The organism is Deltaproteobacteria bacterium, assembly GCA_016219225.1.
Taxonomy (GTDB): Bacteria; Desulfobacterota; RBG-13-43-22; order RBG-13-43-22; family RBG-13-43-22; genus RBG-13-43-22.
On record JACRBX010000112.1, the window covers coordinates 1 to 15,963 of the forward strand.

The window sequence follows — 15,963 nt, forward strand, 5'->3', positions numbered from 1 at the left end:
ATGATCCAGGACAAAGAGATACACCGAGTTGTTCTCGACGGCCAACCCGAGGGTGGAGCGTAACCCTTCCCAGTCTTCTTCCTGATCTTTGATTAAAAAGGCCACCTTTTTCATCGGTTTTGTCCTTTAGTACGAAAATAACGTTCAGGGATCGGGGGTCAGGGATCGGGGGTCGGCGAAAGACATTTTCATTCTTCGTAGTGCCCGACCCGGGCATGAGCGCTTAACACGAAAATAAAGTTTCAAGATGCAAGTTACAAGTTGCCAGGGCAAAAATATAGGACCTATGACCTTGGACCTGCCGCTACAAGACGATATAACGATCCACTTCATCGATCATTTCCCCATGGCGGGCCTGGGTCCCAAAATCCTTATCGGCTATCCCCTGGGCTGGTTGCCCCTTCAGGCCCTTGGATTCATAACTCACATTACACAACGATTTCCTGCCGTGCCCGATCAATTCTTTAAACTCCGGTTCCTGAGTGAGCAGGACCCCCTTGTGGGTAAAAAAGAGGACCACTTCTTTACCGGCTGCTTCGGCCGCCTTGGTGATCTCGATCGCATGCCTGAGGTTCTTATTGGAGGAAACGAAAATCCCCAATTTTTCGGCCATGATATTCTCCTTATTTTTTCTTTACATAAAAACGAATAAACCCCTGATCTTCTTTTTCCCCCAGATAGGTGTTTCCGGTTCTATTGGCCCAGCCGGGCATGTCGTTTTTGGTTCCCGGATCGGTCGACAAGACCTCCAGGATTTGCCCGGACTTCAGGGTTTCTATAGCCTTTTTGGTTTTTAAAACCGGCATGGGGCAACTCAGTCCCCGGGCATCCAAGGTTTGATCTGGTTTAAACTCTTCCATAATAATTTCCTCCTTTTGTTTTTCGGTCCAAGGTCCAGGGTTTAAGGTCCAAGGGATTTAAGATGAGCGGATGATTCCTCTCTCTTCTTTAACCGTGCACCTTGCACCCTGTACCTTTCACCACTATTTATAGTCCTATCGTAAATTTATTACTTTCTTCATTCCAGGTGACTAAAAGATACCATAGCAGCAGGATAAAAGCAATGAACAGGATGCTTCCACCCCAGCCGAAGATATTCGGCAAAAAGACCGCCTTACCCAATTTTTGACGCCATCCGGTGGTCCGGAGAAAGACATTCAACAAAGAGTTGGTGGTGGCAAAGGTTAAGAGGGCGGCCCAGAGTTTAAGCTGGCCTTCAGCTACCCGCCACAAGGTCCCGCTTCCACACCCCCGGCCACGACCATTCCGATTCCGAAAATAATACCGCCCGCTAAAGAGCCCCACCAGAAGGCCGGGATGACATAGAGGCTTTCCGAACGAAGGCCGGTCCACTTTAAAACCGCTACTCCTATGGCGCCGATGATAATACTGATGGCCATGGCCTTGGCAATGGCGGCTTCACCGGTCATAAAAGGGTCTCGAAAGGCCCGGACATAACAAAATCGGCAGCGTTGCAGGATGATTCCAAAAGCGGCCCCGAAGAGCAGCAGGCCACCGAATTCCGTATAGGCCTTTCCGGCAAACCAATAAGCCCATAGGATCAGACCAATAAAAACCAAGGCCCCTAAATAAGGTTGAACGGTTTTCCAGTCAAATGTTTTTTCTCCCAATGAAGCCATGGGAGTAAAGTTGGAAGGGGGAGGAAATTTTTCCAATTCCCACAAGAGATATTTTAAGCCGAGAAATGCGCCGAAGGTCAGTCCGACGAGCATGGGGAAACCACTGGCGGAAAGGTTGATCAAGGGGGAGTAAAAGGCACCGACATTGCAGCCCAAGGCCAAAGCCGATCCGATTCCCATAAATACTCCTCCAGCCAGACCTTTAATGATTTCAACGGTTGGGGTCTTGCGCAAAGCGAACTCCTTGGCCGAAAGGGCTGCCCCGAAAGCCCCTAACAAAAATCCAAAATCCATAATGGAGGAAGAAAAAAGGAAGGGGTTCACCGGGCGTTCCGGAAAAAAACCCAAACCGTAAAAGAGCCAGTCAGCCCAATTACGAATTCCTCCGACAATACCCCAGGGTCTGGACCAGGCTACGATCAGGATGCTGAAGAGCCCCAATAAAATACCGCCGACAAGAGGCGGCCATTGTTGATAAAAAATAGTCCGGTACCCTTGCTGGAATTTTGTTATTAAGATGCTTTCCCCGGCCATAACCTCCCTTCCTCTTAATTATAACTCGATGGTATAGGAATTTCCTTTTTCGACGCAGATCGACTCGGATCGGCAGATTTTCGCCGATCATGCAGATTGCCAGGATTTAATTTGAAAAAAAGTTTCAAGTTGCAAGATGCAGGTTCAGATTTCCGCTTTGAGCTTGTTTCTTGAATCTGCGGGTATCGGCGAAAATCTGCGTCCTAATTTATAACCCGAAACCCGTAACGTTATTTTCTTAAACTATAAGATTTGGACCGGATGATGTCAAATTTAAATTTTTTCCACAGAAAAGCCCGACCCCGACCTTATTTATGGGTTTACAGTCCGCTCTTTTTTTAGTAAGAGAGGGCATGATGAAAACAACAGTTCGGAGTCCGGAGTTCGGAGTTTAGAAAAAATAGTTGGGAAGGATTAAAAGCGACTTTAAGTAAATGGGAAAAATAGACTACCAAAACAATCTTACCCAGACCCAGCAGGAAGCGGTCTTTTCCCCGGACGGGCCGACCCTGGTCATTGCCGGGGCCGGAAGCGGAAAGACCCGGACCCTGGTCTATCGGGTGGCCTGGCTGGTTGAAAAAGGAATCCCACCGGAGAGGATCCTTTTGTTGACCTTTACCCGGAAGGCCTCCCAGGAGATGCTCCGCCGGGTGGAAATCATGCTGGGACGGTCCTGTCAGGAAGTGGCCGGCGGTACCTTTCATTCCTTGGCTTATAAACTTCTGCGGATCCATGGGGCAGCCATCGGCCTCAAGAGTCCTTTGACGGTTTTGGATCGGAAAGACAGCGAAGAGATCGTCGGCAAGATCATCAAACAGAAGGGGTGGGATAAGAATAAGGATCGGCCTGACAAGAAGGAATTTTTGGAGCTTTTGAGTCGTATCGTCAACCGGGGTCAGGGCTTCGAAGAAGGGCTTTCCTCTTCAGTTTTCGAAACAGGCCCTTCCCTGTCCCAGATCAAAGACCTGAATCGGGAGTATGAAACCTTCAAAAAAGAGCACGGCTTATTGGATTATGACGATCTTCTGAGTCATTGCCTGCAACTTTTCAGACAGGAAACCCAGGTGGCCCAAAAGTTGGCCTCTTATTATCAGTACGTTTTGGTGGATGAATACCAGGATACCAATCTGCTCCAAGCCGAAATGGTCCGCCATCTGGCCCGGGGAAATGTCATGGTGGTGGGGGATGATTCCCAATCCATTTACGGGTTTCGCGGCGCCCACTTTAAAAATATCCTGGACTTTCCAAACCAATATCCCGGGACCCGTCTTATCAAATTAGAGGAAAACTTCCGCAGCACCCAGCCGATCCTGAATCTGGCCAACAAGGTCATCAGTTATTCCAAAGAGCGCTACAGCAAGTGCCTCTTTACCCGGTTTAATCAGGGGGAACCGCCCCGTTGTCTCGAAGTGCCTTACGAAGAGGCCCAGTCCCAGTATGTCACCCAGCAACTTCAGGAATTTCATAGACAGGGAATTCCCTGGCAGGAAATGGCCGTCCTGTTCCGGGCCGGTCATCATTCCTTTAATCTGGAAGTGTCCCTTCAAAAGCAGGGCATCCCTTTTAAAAAATACGGGGGCCGCCGCTTCGTGGAAGGGGCCCATATTAAAGACCTCCTGTCGTACTTAAAGGCAGCCCACAATCCCAAGGACGTCCTGGCCTGGGAAAGGATCCTGAAACTTCTGGATGGATTGGGACCCAAAAGGGCCCAGGAGATCGTCGAGCGGATGGCGGTCTGCCCGGACTGGGCCTCACGCCTGGAATGCCTTGCCCAATTTCCCCGCCTGAAATCCCAGCTTACGGATTTTTCAGCCCTCTTCCAAGCCCTGGTCGATCAACCCCTCCAAACGCCGACCGAGGCCCTGGAATTGATCTGGGGCTACTACAAAAATTTGATGCCGGCCCTGTATGAAGAGCCGCAGCGCCGGCAGAAAGAGATCGAAGAAATCATCCGGGTCAGCTATAATTATACCGAAACGGAGGCCTTGTTAGGGGATCTGAGCCTTGAGGTCTATGAGGAGCAGGAGGATCTTGAAAAGGACCGGTTGATCCTGTCTACCGTCCACTCGGCCAAGGGCCTGGAGTGGCGGATCGTTTTCATCATCTGGCTGGCGGAAGGCCGTTTTCCTTCCACCCACGCCCAAATGGATACGGATGAAATGGAAGAGGAAAGAAGGCTCCTTTATGTGGCCATCACCCGGGCCAAAGAAAGGTTATTTATGACCTGTCCGGTCACCCTCTCCCAAAGGGATGGGGGGTGGCAGAAAAATGATCTCTGCCACTTCATCGCCGATATCCCCGAAGAAATATTGGCTCGGCAAGGAAGACCGGGTCTGAATCATCCGCCCCGGGTGGGTTCGGAGGCTGTTCATGAAACCCAAAAAGAGGATGATAACGGATTTTCAAAAGGGACCAAGGTCTTTCATCCCCTTTTCGGTAATGGGGTTATTCAGGAACCCCCGAGGGAGAGAAAGGTTCGGGTCCTTTTTAAACGATACGGCTCAAAGGTCCTTCACCTGGATTTTGCCCGTTTGGAAATAGGGGGATCCTGATATGGCCGGCCAACCTTTTGAACGCTTGAGCTATGACCGGGAATACGATCAAGGCCTGTCCTATTTATATAACCTGCAAAAATTCGGAATCAAGTTCGGCTTATCCAAAACGGAAAACCTGTTAAAGGTTTTTAACAACCCCCAGGAAAGTCTCCGATTGATCCACATCGCAGGCTCCAACGGAAAGGGTTCCGTGGCGGCTATGCTGTCTTCCGTCTATAGCCAGGCCGGATATAAGGTCGGGTTGTTTACCTCGCCGCACTTGATCGATTTCCGGGAACGTTTTCAGATTAACGGCCGCCTGATCGAAAAAGATCAGACTCTGGCCCTGATCAAGGAAATAAAAGAGAAGACCGATCTTGAAGAGCCCCCGACCTTTTTTGAGTTTGTCACGGCCATGGCCCTGCTTTATTTTTATCGGGAAAAGGTGGATCTGGCTATCATGGAAACCGGGCTCGGAGGGAGACTGGATGCAACCAATATCATTCACCCTCTTATAACGGTCATCACTACCATCACCCTGGAGCATCAGGAGTATCTGGGGAAGACCTTAAAAAAAATAGCCCTGGAAAAGGCCGGGATCATCAAGCCTCATATTCCCTTGGTTACCGGGGTGAACCAAAAAAAAGTTCAAGTAATACTTGAAGATATCTGTCGGGAAAAACAAGTCCTCATGCTGCTGGTCGGAAGGGATTTCCGGACGCGAAAACTTAAGAACGGCACGTTTAGCTATTTCGGATTTCGGAGTTCGGAGTTCGGAGTGGGGGAACAGTTCGGAGTGGGAGAGAAAGGACCGTTCGTCGTTCGTCGTTCGTCGTTCGTCGAAGGAAGTAAAGTTACTCTCGGTACGGAAAAAAACTTCCCAAACATGGAATTTGGAATCCTGAACCACAATGGAAAATCGTCGAAAGCCGAACGCCCAACCCTGAACGGTTTTCTTAATCCACAATCCGCAATCCGCAATCCCAAATTTCCAGGGGATCTGGTTTTGACTGCTCCGAACTCCGAACTCAAAACTCCGAACTTCCCACCGTCACCCGTCACCCGTCACCCGTCACTTCGGGTCGGTCTGCTCGGGGATCACCAGATCAGAAACGCCGGTCTGGCCCTGACGGTTATCGATTATTTAAAAGCCCGGTTTCCCATCCAGGAGGAAGCGGTTCGAGAGGGGCTTGCCAGGGTGACCTGGCCGGGGAGGCTGGAGGTGTTATCCGAAAGGCCCTGGATCGTTCTGGATGGGGCCCATAATCCGGGGGCCATGAAAACCCTTTCCCGGACCCTTTCCCGGGTGTTTTCTTATAAGAGACTTTTGCTGATCATCGGTATGATGAAAGATAAGGCTATCGAGCAGACCTTTAATTATATCATCCCCAAGGCCGATATCGTTTATCTTTCCCGGGCAGAATACGACCGGTCCTCCGAACCGGAAACATTGCTGCCTTTAGTCAAAGTGAAAAACCTGCCCTGCCATCTTGCCCAATCCATTCCTCTGGCCATCAATCAGGCCAGGAAAGAAGCTGAGCCAGAGGATTTGATTTTAATTACCGGTTCGCTTTTTCTTGTAGGTGAGGCCCGGGCCTGGTGGGAAAGGGAAAGATGCAAGATGCAAGATTCAAGGTTCAAAGTTCGAAGCCCCCGCGCATCATGAAATCATTGATGGTTTTTGTCTTCATGCCCGTTTTGGGCACCACGAAACATGAAAATATTTTTTAGGGGCTATGGGCTATGGGCAATAGGTTAAAAGGTTTCCGAATTTTTCTATTTTCGGACTAAAGTATTTGATAATTGACAAGGATCTCAAATTATGTAATTGATATAAAATATTATCCTTTTTGGACCAACCAACCATGAAGAGAGAAAAAAAGAGATTAGGGGATATCCTGGTCCAGGCCGGAATGATTACACCGGATCAGTTGGCTGTGACCATAGAAGCCCAGAAAAAAACCAACGAACGGTTGGGTAAGACTTTAATTCGGATGGGCTTCATTACTGAAGAAAACCTGATCAAAACCCTGGCCCATCAGCTCAAGATCAATTTTGTCAACCTCAAAGAAGAAAAAATTGACCCCTCGCTGGCCAAACTTATCCCCGACAAGATAGCCAGAAGACATACCGTGGTCCCATTAGCCAGGATGGGCCAAGTCCTGATGATCGCCATGGCCGACCCCTTAAATATCTTTGCCCTGGATGACCTGGCCTTTAAAACCGGCCTTGAGATTGAGCCGGTTATTGCCTCCGAAAAAGACATCCTCCACACTCTCGATACCCTTTATGAAACCACCTTGATGGACAAGATCGAATCGGCCCCCGAGGATCTGCAGGTCTTTGCCGGAGAGGAGGAGGCCGGGGAAACCGAAGTGGGAACGGCCGAAGTGGATGAAGGGCCGATCAGTCAATTGGTTAATTTGATCATCTCGGAAGCGATAAAAGACCGGTGCAGCGATATCCATTTAGAACCTGAAGAGCGGGCCTTGCGCATTCGATACCGCATTGACGGCATTCTCAGAGAGACTTCCTCGCTGGGACCCCGGTTTATTGCACCGGTGATTTCCCGGATCAAGATCATGAGCAAGATGGATATTGCCGAAAAACGGTATCCTCAGGATGGGCGTTTTAAATTCGTTGTGGATAACAAAGTGATCGACTCCCGGGTTTCGACCTTCCCGACTATTTACGGGGAAAATGTGGTTATGCGTATACTGGACCAGTCCAGCATTATCATCCGTCTGGAAGACCTGGGTTTTCTTCCCCGGGACATGGAAAAGATCCGCTACCTGATCCAGAAACCCTATGGGTTTATTTTAGTGACCGGGCCGACCGGCAGCGGCAAGACCACGACCTTATATGCTATTTTGAATACCATTAACTCGCCGGAAAAACATATCGTCACCTTAGAAGATCCGGTGGAATACCGTCTGGATCTGATCCGTCAATGCCAGATCAATGTCAAAGCCGGGCTGACCTTTGCCGTTGGCTTGCGTTCTATTCTCAGACAGGACCCGGACGGGATCATGGTCGGTGAGATTCGGGATTTTGAAACCGCGGAAATCGCCGTTCAATCCGCCCTGACCGGCCATCTGGTCCTTTCGACCCTTCACACCAATGATGCCCCCAGTTCCCTGGTCCGTTTAACCGATATGGGAGTCGATCCCTTTCTAATCTCCTCTTCGGTTGAAGGAGTCCTTGCCCAGCGATTGGTCAGGGTCATCTGCCCCCGCTGCAAAGAACCCTATCCCGCCTCGGGAGAAGATCTCGTGGACTTAAGGCTCCCCCCGAATCAAGAAGTGGTTTTACATAAGGGGAAAGGGTGTTCCTTTTGTAAAGGATCAGGCTATAAGGGCCGGTTAGGGATTTTTGAAATATTAATCGTGGACAAAGAGTTGAAAGAGATGATCCTTCGAAAGGCAACCCAGCGGGAAATTGAAGACTATGCCCGCCAGAAACAGCAGATGAAATCCCTGCGGGAAGACGGGATCAGCAAGGTCCTGGCCGGGATTACCACAGTGGAAGAACTGAACCGGGTAACCCCTAAGGAAGCGACCTTTGTCTAAAAACTAAAGGTTTTTCAGGCAGACCCCTTTTTCTTCTTTAACGTGTTCCAGGACTTTGGTCATATGACTCTCATCCTGAAATTCTTCAAAATGTTTTAGAAACAGGGGTTTTACTTTATTGTAATCGGATTCCTGAAAAAAACGGGTCACCGGGACCAGGACCCCGTCATGTTTTAAAAAGAAATACAGGGTTACTTTATGGACGGGAATCCAATCAGCATGTAAAAACCGGTCCTTTTTCCGGTCGAACTCTCTTTTGGGCAGCCAGAGGAAGATTTCCTCGCGGGAAATCTGGAAATCGTATTGACGCGTGATAAAATATTTCCAAAGTTCATATTCCTGGAAGGGGACGAAGCGGGTCTCGAATTTGTTTTTTGAGCCCTTTTTTTTGCTGAGGCGACATTGAACCAATTTTATGGTATCTTTTGCCATTAAGGTTCCTCCTGGATTAATTTTTTTTTATCATACTTCAAAAGCCTATGGCAAGAATTTATTGGATTAGACAGACCAATGCCCCAATATTTTTATAAGGCCAGAGATCGCGGGGGAAAGCTCATTACCGGCCAGATGGAAGGTCCCAGCCGGGCCGATGTCGCCGGCCGGGTCGGAATGATGGGCTATGTACCGGTATTTATTCAGGAGAAGGATGGGAAATCCGTTACCGGTCCAATGGGGTCGAAGGAGGCCGCTGGTTCTGGACAAGATTTATCAACGGTTTTATTGGATTTTTTTCGGAAAGTGAAGCCGGATGAACTTCTTTTTTTTACCCGACAATTAGCGACCATCATCCGGGCCGGTATACCCATTACTACCGGGTTATCGATCCTGGCGGAACAAGCCAAGAACCCCACGCTCAGCAGCGCTGTCCAAGACATTTTAGATCGGGTAAAGGAAGGGGACCCTTTATCCGATGCTTTAGCACGCCACCCCAAAATATTTTCAGAGATATATATCCACATGGTCCGGGCCGGAGAGGCTTCCGGGAAACTGGAAGAAGTCCTCAATCGTATCGGGTCTTTTTTAGAGTACGATATAGAAACAAAGGCCCGTATAAAATCGGCTACCCGATATCCCAAGATGGTCTTCGGGGCCTTGATCGGGGCCTTCCTTTTTGCCATTTATTTTATTATCCCTAAATTTATGGGGATGTTCCAAAGTTTTAAATCGGCCCTTCCCCTGCCCACCCGTATGATGCTGGGCCTGCATTATATTTTTTCCAATTATTGGTATCTTATTTTCGGGACTATCGGCGCCCTGATAGGTCTTTTCCAATGGTATGTCCGAACCGAAACCGGACGCTTTCAATGGGACATTGTAAAAATCCGGATTCCCGTTATGGGCCCAGTATTTTTAAAAATCGCCATGTCGCACTTTACCCGCATGTTCGTAACCCTGAACCGCAGTGGTCTGCCCATGCTCCAGACCCTGGAGATCTCTGCGTCTACGGTGGGCAATGTCTATATTGCAGGAATTATCACGAGCATTCAGCAATCGGTCAAGGACGGCGGGACCTTGTCCGAGAAAATGAAAGACAAGACCATTTTTCCGCCGTTGGTTTATCAGATGTTCGCCGTGGGGGAATCTTCCGGGACCCTGGACGACATACTGGAAAAGGTCTCGGATTTTTATGACAAAGAGGTCGATAATTCAATAAAAACCCTATCTTCCCTGATCGAACCCATCATGATTGTTTTTATGGGGGCCATGATGCTTTTCCTGGCCCTGGCTGTCTTTATGCCTATGTGGGACATGGCCAAAATGGCCAAAGGGGGCGGGTAGGGGAAGGATTAATAAGGATAACTTATTCCCATATATAGTATATTTTTTGTTATTAAGTCCTTTCTATTGTATTTTTTCCTTTACATGACTGTTATTTTATTCTAAATAAATAGAAAATCTAAAGGCTTTAGCTGTTTTAAGATCCAAATAATAATTTTTGACGAAAGGAGGTGGGAAAATGAAATCCATTCAAAAGGATCAAAGAGGTTTTACTATGATCGAGTTGATCATTGTTATCGTGATTATAGGTATTTTAGCCGCCGTTGCCATACCCCGGTATATCGATATGAGCAGCAAAGCGAAGAGTGCTGCCGCAGACGGTGTAACCGGTGCCCTGAAGGCTGCCGCCGCGATTGCTTATGCCGACTTTGTTGTTAATGGTACTGCAACTGCGGGTATTAATGCCACGACTATTCTTAATGCGACCTATATGTCCGATACAGGAGGGGCCGTGGCTACTTCGGCCACCGTGATCACGGCTACTATCAGCGGGACGCCCTATACCTGGGCGTTTACCAACCCGAATCAAGTTTCCGGTCGTACCCCGTCCACCTAAGGCATCGGGTAAGGAGGATCCAAAAGGGCCGTAAGCTCTTTCTGCGGCCCTTTTTTTTATGAATAAAGATAGAAGGATCGGCACTCTTTTATTATTAGGTTTCATGGGTATCCTCTTCCTCTACTTCCGGGAGGCATTGACCCAAGCGAAACTGATGGTCGATAGAGATTTGCCCATCTTTTTTTTCCCCAACCTCAAGCTTTGGGTCGAGGCCGTTCAGGCCGGGGAATTTCCTTTATGGAATCCCTATTCTTTTTCCGGTCAACCCTTATTTGCTTCTTTGCAGACCAGTATCCTCTATCCACCCAATGGTCTGCTCTTGATACTCCCCATCAATTTTGCTTTTAATCTCTCTATTGTGCTGCATTTTTTTCTATCCGGCTGGTTTATTTATTTATTGGCCAGGGAATTAGGGGGCAGCCGAATGGCCGGGATCCTGGCCTGCCTTTCTTTTACCTTGGGGGGCTTTCTCCTTTCCATCCATAATGTTTTGAATACCCTGCAGTCCGTTACCTGGACCCCCCTCCTGTTTTTTTTCTTTCTCAGGGCTCTCCGAGGGAGGTCCAGAAAATATGCTCTTCTTTCGTCTATAACCATCCTGGTCCAATTTCTGGGAGGAGGGATTGAAGCCTTTCTTCTGACCCAGGCGATAGTTCTGTTTTTAGCCTTCTTTCCCCAGGCCCTTTTATCCGAGCGCGGTTATGCTCCTTGGAAATGGCGTTTTCAAATGGTGGGTGTAGTATTCCTTCTATTTTTGGGATTAGGGGCCATTCAGATTCTCCCTTTCTGGGAAATGACCAAAAACTCGGTTCGCCACCTGGGGTTTTTATACCAAGAGGCCACCCGATGGTCCCTGGGGTGGCGGGATCTTCTCTATCTCTTCCTTCCGGATTTTTTTTGGCGAGGGGTCGAGTATTATAAAACGGATCAAAATTATCTGAAAAGTATTTACCTTGGAATCATTCCTTTTATTATGGTTCTTTTCTTTTTTTGGGGGCGAGATCGCAGAAGGGGTTGGGTGGGCCTTCTGCTTGTGGTTTCCTTACTCCTGGCCCTTGGAGGGAACACCCCATTCTATCAACTACTCTATACTTTTATTCCAGGCTTTCATACGATCCGTTATCCGGTCAAATTTTATTTTATTACCAATCTGTTTATTAGCCTGTTGACCGGCTTGGGCTGGGATGCCTTGTCTGAACGCCTTAAAGAAGATCCTCAAAAAAAATTATTAACCCTTAAAAAAGCCTCCCTGATTCTGGCCTTTTTATTCGTCATCATATTGTTGATCCTTTCTCTCTTCCGAAATCCTCTCTTCTTCTTTTTAGAGCATTCCTTCCCCATAAGCTATGACCGTCCCTGGAACTTAAATTTTCACAATATAGAACGTTTTTCTTTCTTTGCTTTACTGATTTTTCTTTTTTTTATCTTTCTATCCGATCACAAGATTTCTCTCAAGAGGTGACAGGCCCTTGTGACGGCTCTGCTGGTTTTGGATCTCTTTTTGGCCAATTGGGGATTTTACCGAAGGGTGGACCAAAAGGCTTTTTATTGGTTAAGTCCTAATTTACAAGCCGTCCTTTCTGACCCTGAAAAAGGTCGTATTTATACCAATCCATTGATGATCAAGGTCATGGTCCCCAGGAATATGGAGATAGAAGAATTGGCCCAGGTCATCCTGAAAGAATGTTTTTATTTTGATTATCCCTTAGTGCATAGAATTTTTAACACTTCGGGCTTCGGGATCCTGACCTATCAGCCCTATCAGGACCTCCTGAACATACTCTCTGAGAAAACCTCCGATCCCAGGGCAACGGATATCTTGAGGCTGATGAATGCAAAATTCCTTCTTTGGCCGGAGGCTATTCCAGATTCGACTTTTAAGTTGGTTCACAAGGGAGAATCTTATGTGCTGCTGGAAGATTCTTCTAAAAAAATCCTTTCCCATCCTCCTAAAATTAAAATGATAGTATCCCATCTTTATGAAAATAAGTCCGTGTTGCCCAGGGCCTTTTTGGTTTCTAAATATTCAGTGGTTAGAAATGGGAAAGAGAGAATAGAGTTATTCGAAAAGAAAAGGTTTGACCCGACTCAAACCGTCCTTTTAGAGGAAGCCCCTGATCAGCCCCGCCCAACCAAGGGATTGGTCCCCGATATTGATGGTGTGCGGTTGGTAAATTTTGCGCTGAATCAAATGGATCTCGATGTCTCTTGTACCGGGCCGCGCCTCCTCTTTTTAAGTGAAACCTATTACCCCGGCTGGAAGGTCTGGGTGGACGGAAAGAGAGAAAAGATTTACCGGGCCAATCATGCCTTCCGGGCCGTGGCCCTCAGTCCGGGTCGGCATTCTATCATTTTTAAATACCAACCATTTTCTTTTTACTTCGGACTGACCGTCAGTTCCCTGACCTTGATGGGTTTAATCGTTTCTTTGATTTTATTGAGAAGAAAATCCTCTTATAAAAAAGAGTCGGAGGAATATCCATGCCCACCCGTAATCTGAAATTATTTCTAATCAGCTTTGTCATGCTCTTTCTGGAAATTTTATTGATCCGCTGGATTTCTACGGAAGTAAGGATCTTTGCCTATGTCGGGAATCTGGTCTTGCTGGCCTGCTTTTTAGGAATCGGGGTGGGCTGTTTTTTCTCTAAGAAAAAAGAAAATCTGCTCATTTCTTTAGCTATGCTTGTATTAATTGCTCTTTCGGTACGATCGGAACCCTTCAGGAACATCACCGACCTGTTGGGCGGTTTTTCTGATTCCGTGATTTGGTACCAGGCCATTCGAACCCAAAATCTTGTACCGGCTTTGCAGGGGGTCGCCTTAACCCTCTTTATGTTTCTGATGATCTTAATCGGTTTTATCCCCATAGGACAAATCCTCGGGCGCCTTTTAGATGAACATCCTGATACGATCGAAGGATATTCTGTCAATATAGTCGCCAGTCTAATCGGTATCTGGGCCTTTAATCTCTTTTCTTTATACTATACCAAGCCCTGGGTTTGGTTTGCTTTTAGTCTATTCTTTCTGTTTTTTTTCATCCCCCGCTCCAAGGCCGACTTCTTTATGGCCGGATTGGCTTCTCTCTTGATCCTTTTAGTAGTTGGGATATCCAGCCCTAATCTCCTTACGCTCTGGAGTCCCTATCAGAAATTGGATGTCACCCCCAATCAGGTCATGGGACTTCGAAATGGTTTTGTGGTTAATGTAAACAATGTCGGCTATATGTCTCTTTTGAACCTCTCGGATGCGTTCATTAAGAAATTTCCTGGTTTTTATAACCCATCGCTCAGGAAATTCAGCCAGTACGATCTGCCTTACGCCTTTGCCGATGGGCGTGATGCCGTCTTGATCGTTGGTGCCGGAGGAGGCAATGATGTGGCCGGGGCCTTGCGCAACGGCCCGAAGGAAATAGATGCCGTGGAAATTGATCCGGGGATTGTCCAATTAGGGCTGGCCCTTCACCCCGAACAGCCCTATCAACAGGAAAAGGTCAAGGTTACTATTGACGATGCCCGGGCGTTTTTTAAAAAATCACAAAAGAAATATGATATCATATCTTTCGGCCTTTTGGATTCGCATACCCTTTCATCCAACTATAATAACACCCGCCTGGACCATTATGTTTATACCGAGGAGAGTCTCCAAGAAGCCCGCAACTTGCTAAAAGAAGATGGGGTTCTATCGGTAATTTTTGCCACTCAGACCAAATGGATAGGGGAAAGGATTTATGGACTCTTAAAAAAGAATTTCGGAGAAGTGCCCTATATCTTTTATGTCCATAGCCCGGGCAACAGCTATGGCTGGGGCGGGGTTATGTTTCTGACCGGGAAAAATATAGAAGCCTTAAAAAAAAGGGTCGAAGCCAACCTTGAATTAAAAGCATTCGTCACAAAGAACCAAGCTTCTTTTTCAGGACAGGTCCGGTTAACTTCAGATGATTGGCCCTATCTCTACATCGAAAAAGCCACCATTCCCAGGATGTATTTACTCATCATGGGTTCTTTATTATTTTTATTTTTAATGGCCCGCAGATTTATTTTTACGGTCCAGGGGGGCAGGATCAATTTCCATTTTTTCTTTTTGGGGTGTGCCTTCCTTTTGTTGGAATTTCAGAACGTCAGCAAGGCCACCCTGCTTTTCGGCTCCACCTGGATCGTTAATTCCTATATCATCTCCTCCATCCTCATCCTGATCCTGTTGGCCAATCTTTTTGTTTCCTATTCTAAGGTCCAGAGGAGACTCCCTTTTTATGGCCTGCTCTGGGCCTCGATACTGCTCCTGTATTTTATTCCTTTGGATTCCTTTAATGTCTTTAATTTTTGGACTAAGACCTGCCTGGCCTCGGCATTTCTCAATCTCCCTATCTTTTTCGCCGGGATTATTTTTATCCTTTCCTTCCGGGATGCCCCGTCCAAGGACCTGGCCCTGGGTTCCAACCTCATCGGGGCCGCTTTCGGGGGGTTGATGGAATCTCTTTCGTTTATTACTGGGATTAAAGTTCTATTGTTGATAGTCTTGCTGTTCTATGTGCTTTCATATTTGTTTTTATCTAAATTTCGGCCAAAGGCCCTCTCAAATTAATCACCTGTTTGAATCTGGCGGCCATACGAGAAGTTTTAACGGAAAAGGAAAACCGTCTCAGGATATTAAAAACCATCAGGAAAGAAAACCCTTCTTTATTCTACGAACTGGCAAAAAATAATAAAAAGGGATATAAAGAAATACCTTTTCAAAATTAAAACACCTTCAGAAAGGACCATGTTTATGATCGGAAAGACTATTGAACAACTTCGGGTAGGAGACAGCGCCGAGTTCGGAAAAACGATTTCGGAAAGTGATATTTATCTCTATGCCGGTATCACCGGTGATTTTAATCCGGCCCATGTCAATGAACCTTACGCCCAAAAAACTTTTTTTAAAACCCGCATCGCCCACGGAATGTTATCCGCCGGATTTATCTCCGCTGTTATCGCCAATCAGTTGCCCGGCCCCGGAACGATTTACATCAAACAGGAACTTGAATTTCTATCCCCGGTCCGTATCGGAGACACGATCACGGCCAGGGTTGAAGTGCTGGAAATTCTTGCTGAGAAAAAGCGGCTCCGTTTGAAAACGACCTGCACGAACCAGCAAGGTACCGTGGTGCTTGCAGGAGAAGCCCTTGTCAGCCCGCCCAAGCCATCCAAACCTTAATATCTCCGGACGATCTTGAGAAATATCAAGATGCCTGAATAGAGCCATTATTACCCCTTTCCCCAGGCCGGGAAGGCGGGGTCCAGATCCGACTTGACCGGATAAGGTGTTTCAGTTTGATGATGTCTGTCTTGGACTTCTCCAAACCTTCCGAATCG

14 protein-coding genes are annotated in these 15,963 nt (G+C 47.3%); 9 read left to right on the top strand and 5 right to left on the bottom strand.

From position 1 onward, the window contains the following. Positions 1–304: 304 nt before the first annotated feature. The 4 genes from HY879_10125 to HY879_10140 all read right to left on the bottom strand — a co-directional run bounded on the left by HY879_10125 (position 305) and on the right by HY879_10140 (position 2,174). Positions 305–613 (bottom strand): DsrE family protein, encoded by a 309-nt coding sequence (locus HY879_10125; GenBank protein ID MBI5603702.1) that lies wholly within the window; start codon positions 611–613, stop codon positions 305–307. A 10-nt stretch (positions 614–623) separates the two neighbouring features. Then, positions 624–860 (bottom strand): sulfurtransferase TusA family protein, encoded by a 237-nt coding sequence (locus HY879_10130; GenBank protein ID MBI5603703.1) that lies wholly within the window; start codon positions 858–860, stop codon positions 624–626. A 127-nt stretch (positions 861–987) separates the two neighbouring features. Next, positions 988–1,233, bottom strand: coding sequence for a hypothetical protein (locus HY879_10135; protein MBI5603704.1), 246 nt, complete (start codon positions 1,231–1,233; stop codon positions 988–990). Further along, positions 1,221–2,174 carry a YeeE/YedE family protein gene (locus HY879_10140; GenBank protein ID MBI5603705.1) on the bottom strand — a complete coding sequence of 318 codons (954 nt, stop codon included), beginning with the start codon at positions 2,172–2,174 and terminating at the stop codon, positions 1,221–1,223. Before HY879_10140 ends, HY879_10135 begins: the two co-directional genes overlap by 13 nt. Before the next feature lie 434 nt (positions 2,175–2,608). Between HY879_10140 and HY879_10145 the strand changes: the two genes are divergently transcribed. The 3 genes from HY879_10145 (at position 2,609) to tadA (ending at position 8,277) form a co-directional block, all read left to right on the top strand. Continuing rightward, positions 2,609–4,726, top strand: a complete 2,118-nt coding sequence (locus tag HY879_10145) for an ATP-dependent helicase (GenBank protein ID MBI5603706.1) — start codon at positions 2,609–2,611, stop codon at positions 4,724–4,726. A gap of 1 nt (position 4,727) precedes the next feature. After that, positions 4,728–6,374: a bifunctional folylpolyglutamate synthase/dihydrofolate synthase gene (locus HY879_10150; protein MBI5603707.1), complete on the top strand. Its 1,647-nt coding sequence runs from the start codon at positions 4,728–4,730 to the stop codon at positions 6,372–6,374. A 199-nt stretch (positions 6,375–6,573) separates the two neighbouring features. Next, positions 6,574–8,277, top strand: coding sequence for a Flp pilus assembly complex ATPase component TadA (tadA, locus tag HY879_10155; GenBank protein ID MBI5603708.1), 1,704 nt, complete (start codon positions 6,574–6,576; stop codon positions 8,275–8,277). Between the two features lie 3 nt (positions 8,278–8,280). Here tadA and HY879_10160 read toward each other — a convergent pair whose 3' ends face one another. Next, complete coding sequence (locus tag HY879_10160; GenBank protein MBI5603709.1) at positions 8,281–8,709, bottom strand: hypothetical protein; 429 nt, start codon at positions 8,707–8,709, stop codon at positions 8,281–8,283. Positions 8,710–8,787: 78 nt separating this feature from the next. On the opposite strand from HY879_10160, the gene HY879_10165 reads away from it, so the two are divergent. The 6 genes from HY879_10165 (at position 8,788) to HY879_10190 (ending at position 15,805) form a co-directional block, all read left to right on the top strand. Continuing rightward, the gene (locus HY879_10165) at positions 8,788–10,056 is read left to right on the top strand and encodes a type II secretion system F family protein (protein MBI5603710.1); all 1,269 of its coding nucleotides are present in this window, start codon (positions 8,788–8,790) and stop codon (positions 10,054–10,056) included. 187 nt (positions 10,057–10,243) lie between these two features. Beyond that, a complete protein-coding gene (locus HY879_10170) occupies positions 10,244–10,612 on the top strand; it encodes a prepilin-type N-terminal cleavage/methylation domain-containing protein (GenBank protein MBI5603711.1) in 369 nt (122 codons plus the stop codon). 58 nt (positions 10,613–10,670) lie between these two features. Next, a complete protein-coding gene (locus tag HY879_10175) occupies positions 10,671–12,074 on the top strand; it encodes a hypothetical protein (GenBank protein ID MBI5603712.1) in 1,404 nt (467 codons plus the stop codon). Positions 12,075–12,083: 9 nt separating this feature from the next. Continuing rightward, a complete protein-coding gene (locus HY879_10180; protein MBI5603713.1) occupies positions 12,084–13,112 on the top strand; it encodes a YfhO family protein in 1,029 nt (342 codons plus the stop codon). Continuing rightward, complete coding sequence (locus HY879_10185) at positions 13,094–15,193, top strand: hypothetical protein (GenBank protein MBI5603714.1); 2,100 nt, start codon at positions 13,094–13,096, stop codon at positions 15,191–15,193. The genes HY879_10180 and HY879_10185 overlap by 19 nt, the downstream gene beginning before the upstream one ends. A 183-nt stretch (positions 15,194–15,376) precedes the next feature. Further along, a complete protein-coding gene (locus HY879_10190) occupies positions 15,377–15,805 on the top strand; it encodes a MaoC family dehydratase (protein MBI5603715.1) in 429 nt (142 codons plus the stop codon). Positions 15,806–15,963: the final 158 nt, after the last annotated feature.

Excerpts from the sequence above, each read along its gene's own strand:
- HY879_10150 (MBI5603707.1), top strand. The coding sequence starts at position 4,728 with ATGGCCGGCCAACCTTTTGAACGCTTGAGCTATGACCGGGAATACGAT.
- HY879_10185 (MBI5603714.1), top strand. The coding sequence starts at position 13,094 with ATGCCCACCCGTAATCTGAAATTATTTCTAATCAGCTTTGTCATGCTC.
- HY879_10145 (MBI5603706.1), top strand. The coding sequence starts at position 2,609 with ATGGGAAAAATAGACTACCAAAACAATCTTACCCAGACCCAGCAGGAA.
- HY879_10165 (MBI5603710.1), top strand. The coding sequence starts at position 8,788 with ATGCCCCAATATTTTTATAAGGCCAGAGATCGCGGGGGAAAGCTCATT.
- HY879_10190 (MBI5603715.1), top strand. The coding sequence starts at position 15,377 with ATGATCGGAAAGACTATTGAACAACTTCGGGTAGGAGACAGCGCCGAG.
- HY879_10175 (MBI5603712.1), top strand. The coding sequence starts at position 10,671 with ATGAATAAAGATAGAAGGATCGGCACTCTTTTATTATTAGGTTTCATG.
- tadA (MBI5603708.1), top strand. The coding sequence starts at position 6,574 with ATGAAGAGAGAAAAAAAGAGATTAGGGGATATCCTGGTCCAGGCCGGA.
- HY879_10130 (MBI5603703.1), bottom strand. The coding sequence starts at position 860 with ATGGAAGAGTTTAAACCAGATCAAACCTTGGATGCCCGGGGACTGAGT.
- HY879_10140 (MBI5603705.1), bottom strand. The coding sequence starts at position 2,174 with ATGGCCGGGGAAAGCATCTTAATAACAAAATTCCAGCAAGGGTACCGG.
- HY879_10160 (MBI5603709.1), bottom strand. The coding sequence starts at position 8,709 with ATGGCAAAAGATACCATAAAATTGGTTCAATGTCGCCTCAGCAAAAAA.
- HY879_10125 (MBI5603702.1), bottom strand. The coding sequence starts at position 613 with ATGGCCGAAAAATTGGGGATTTTCGTTTCCTCCAATAAGAACCTCAGG.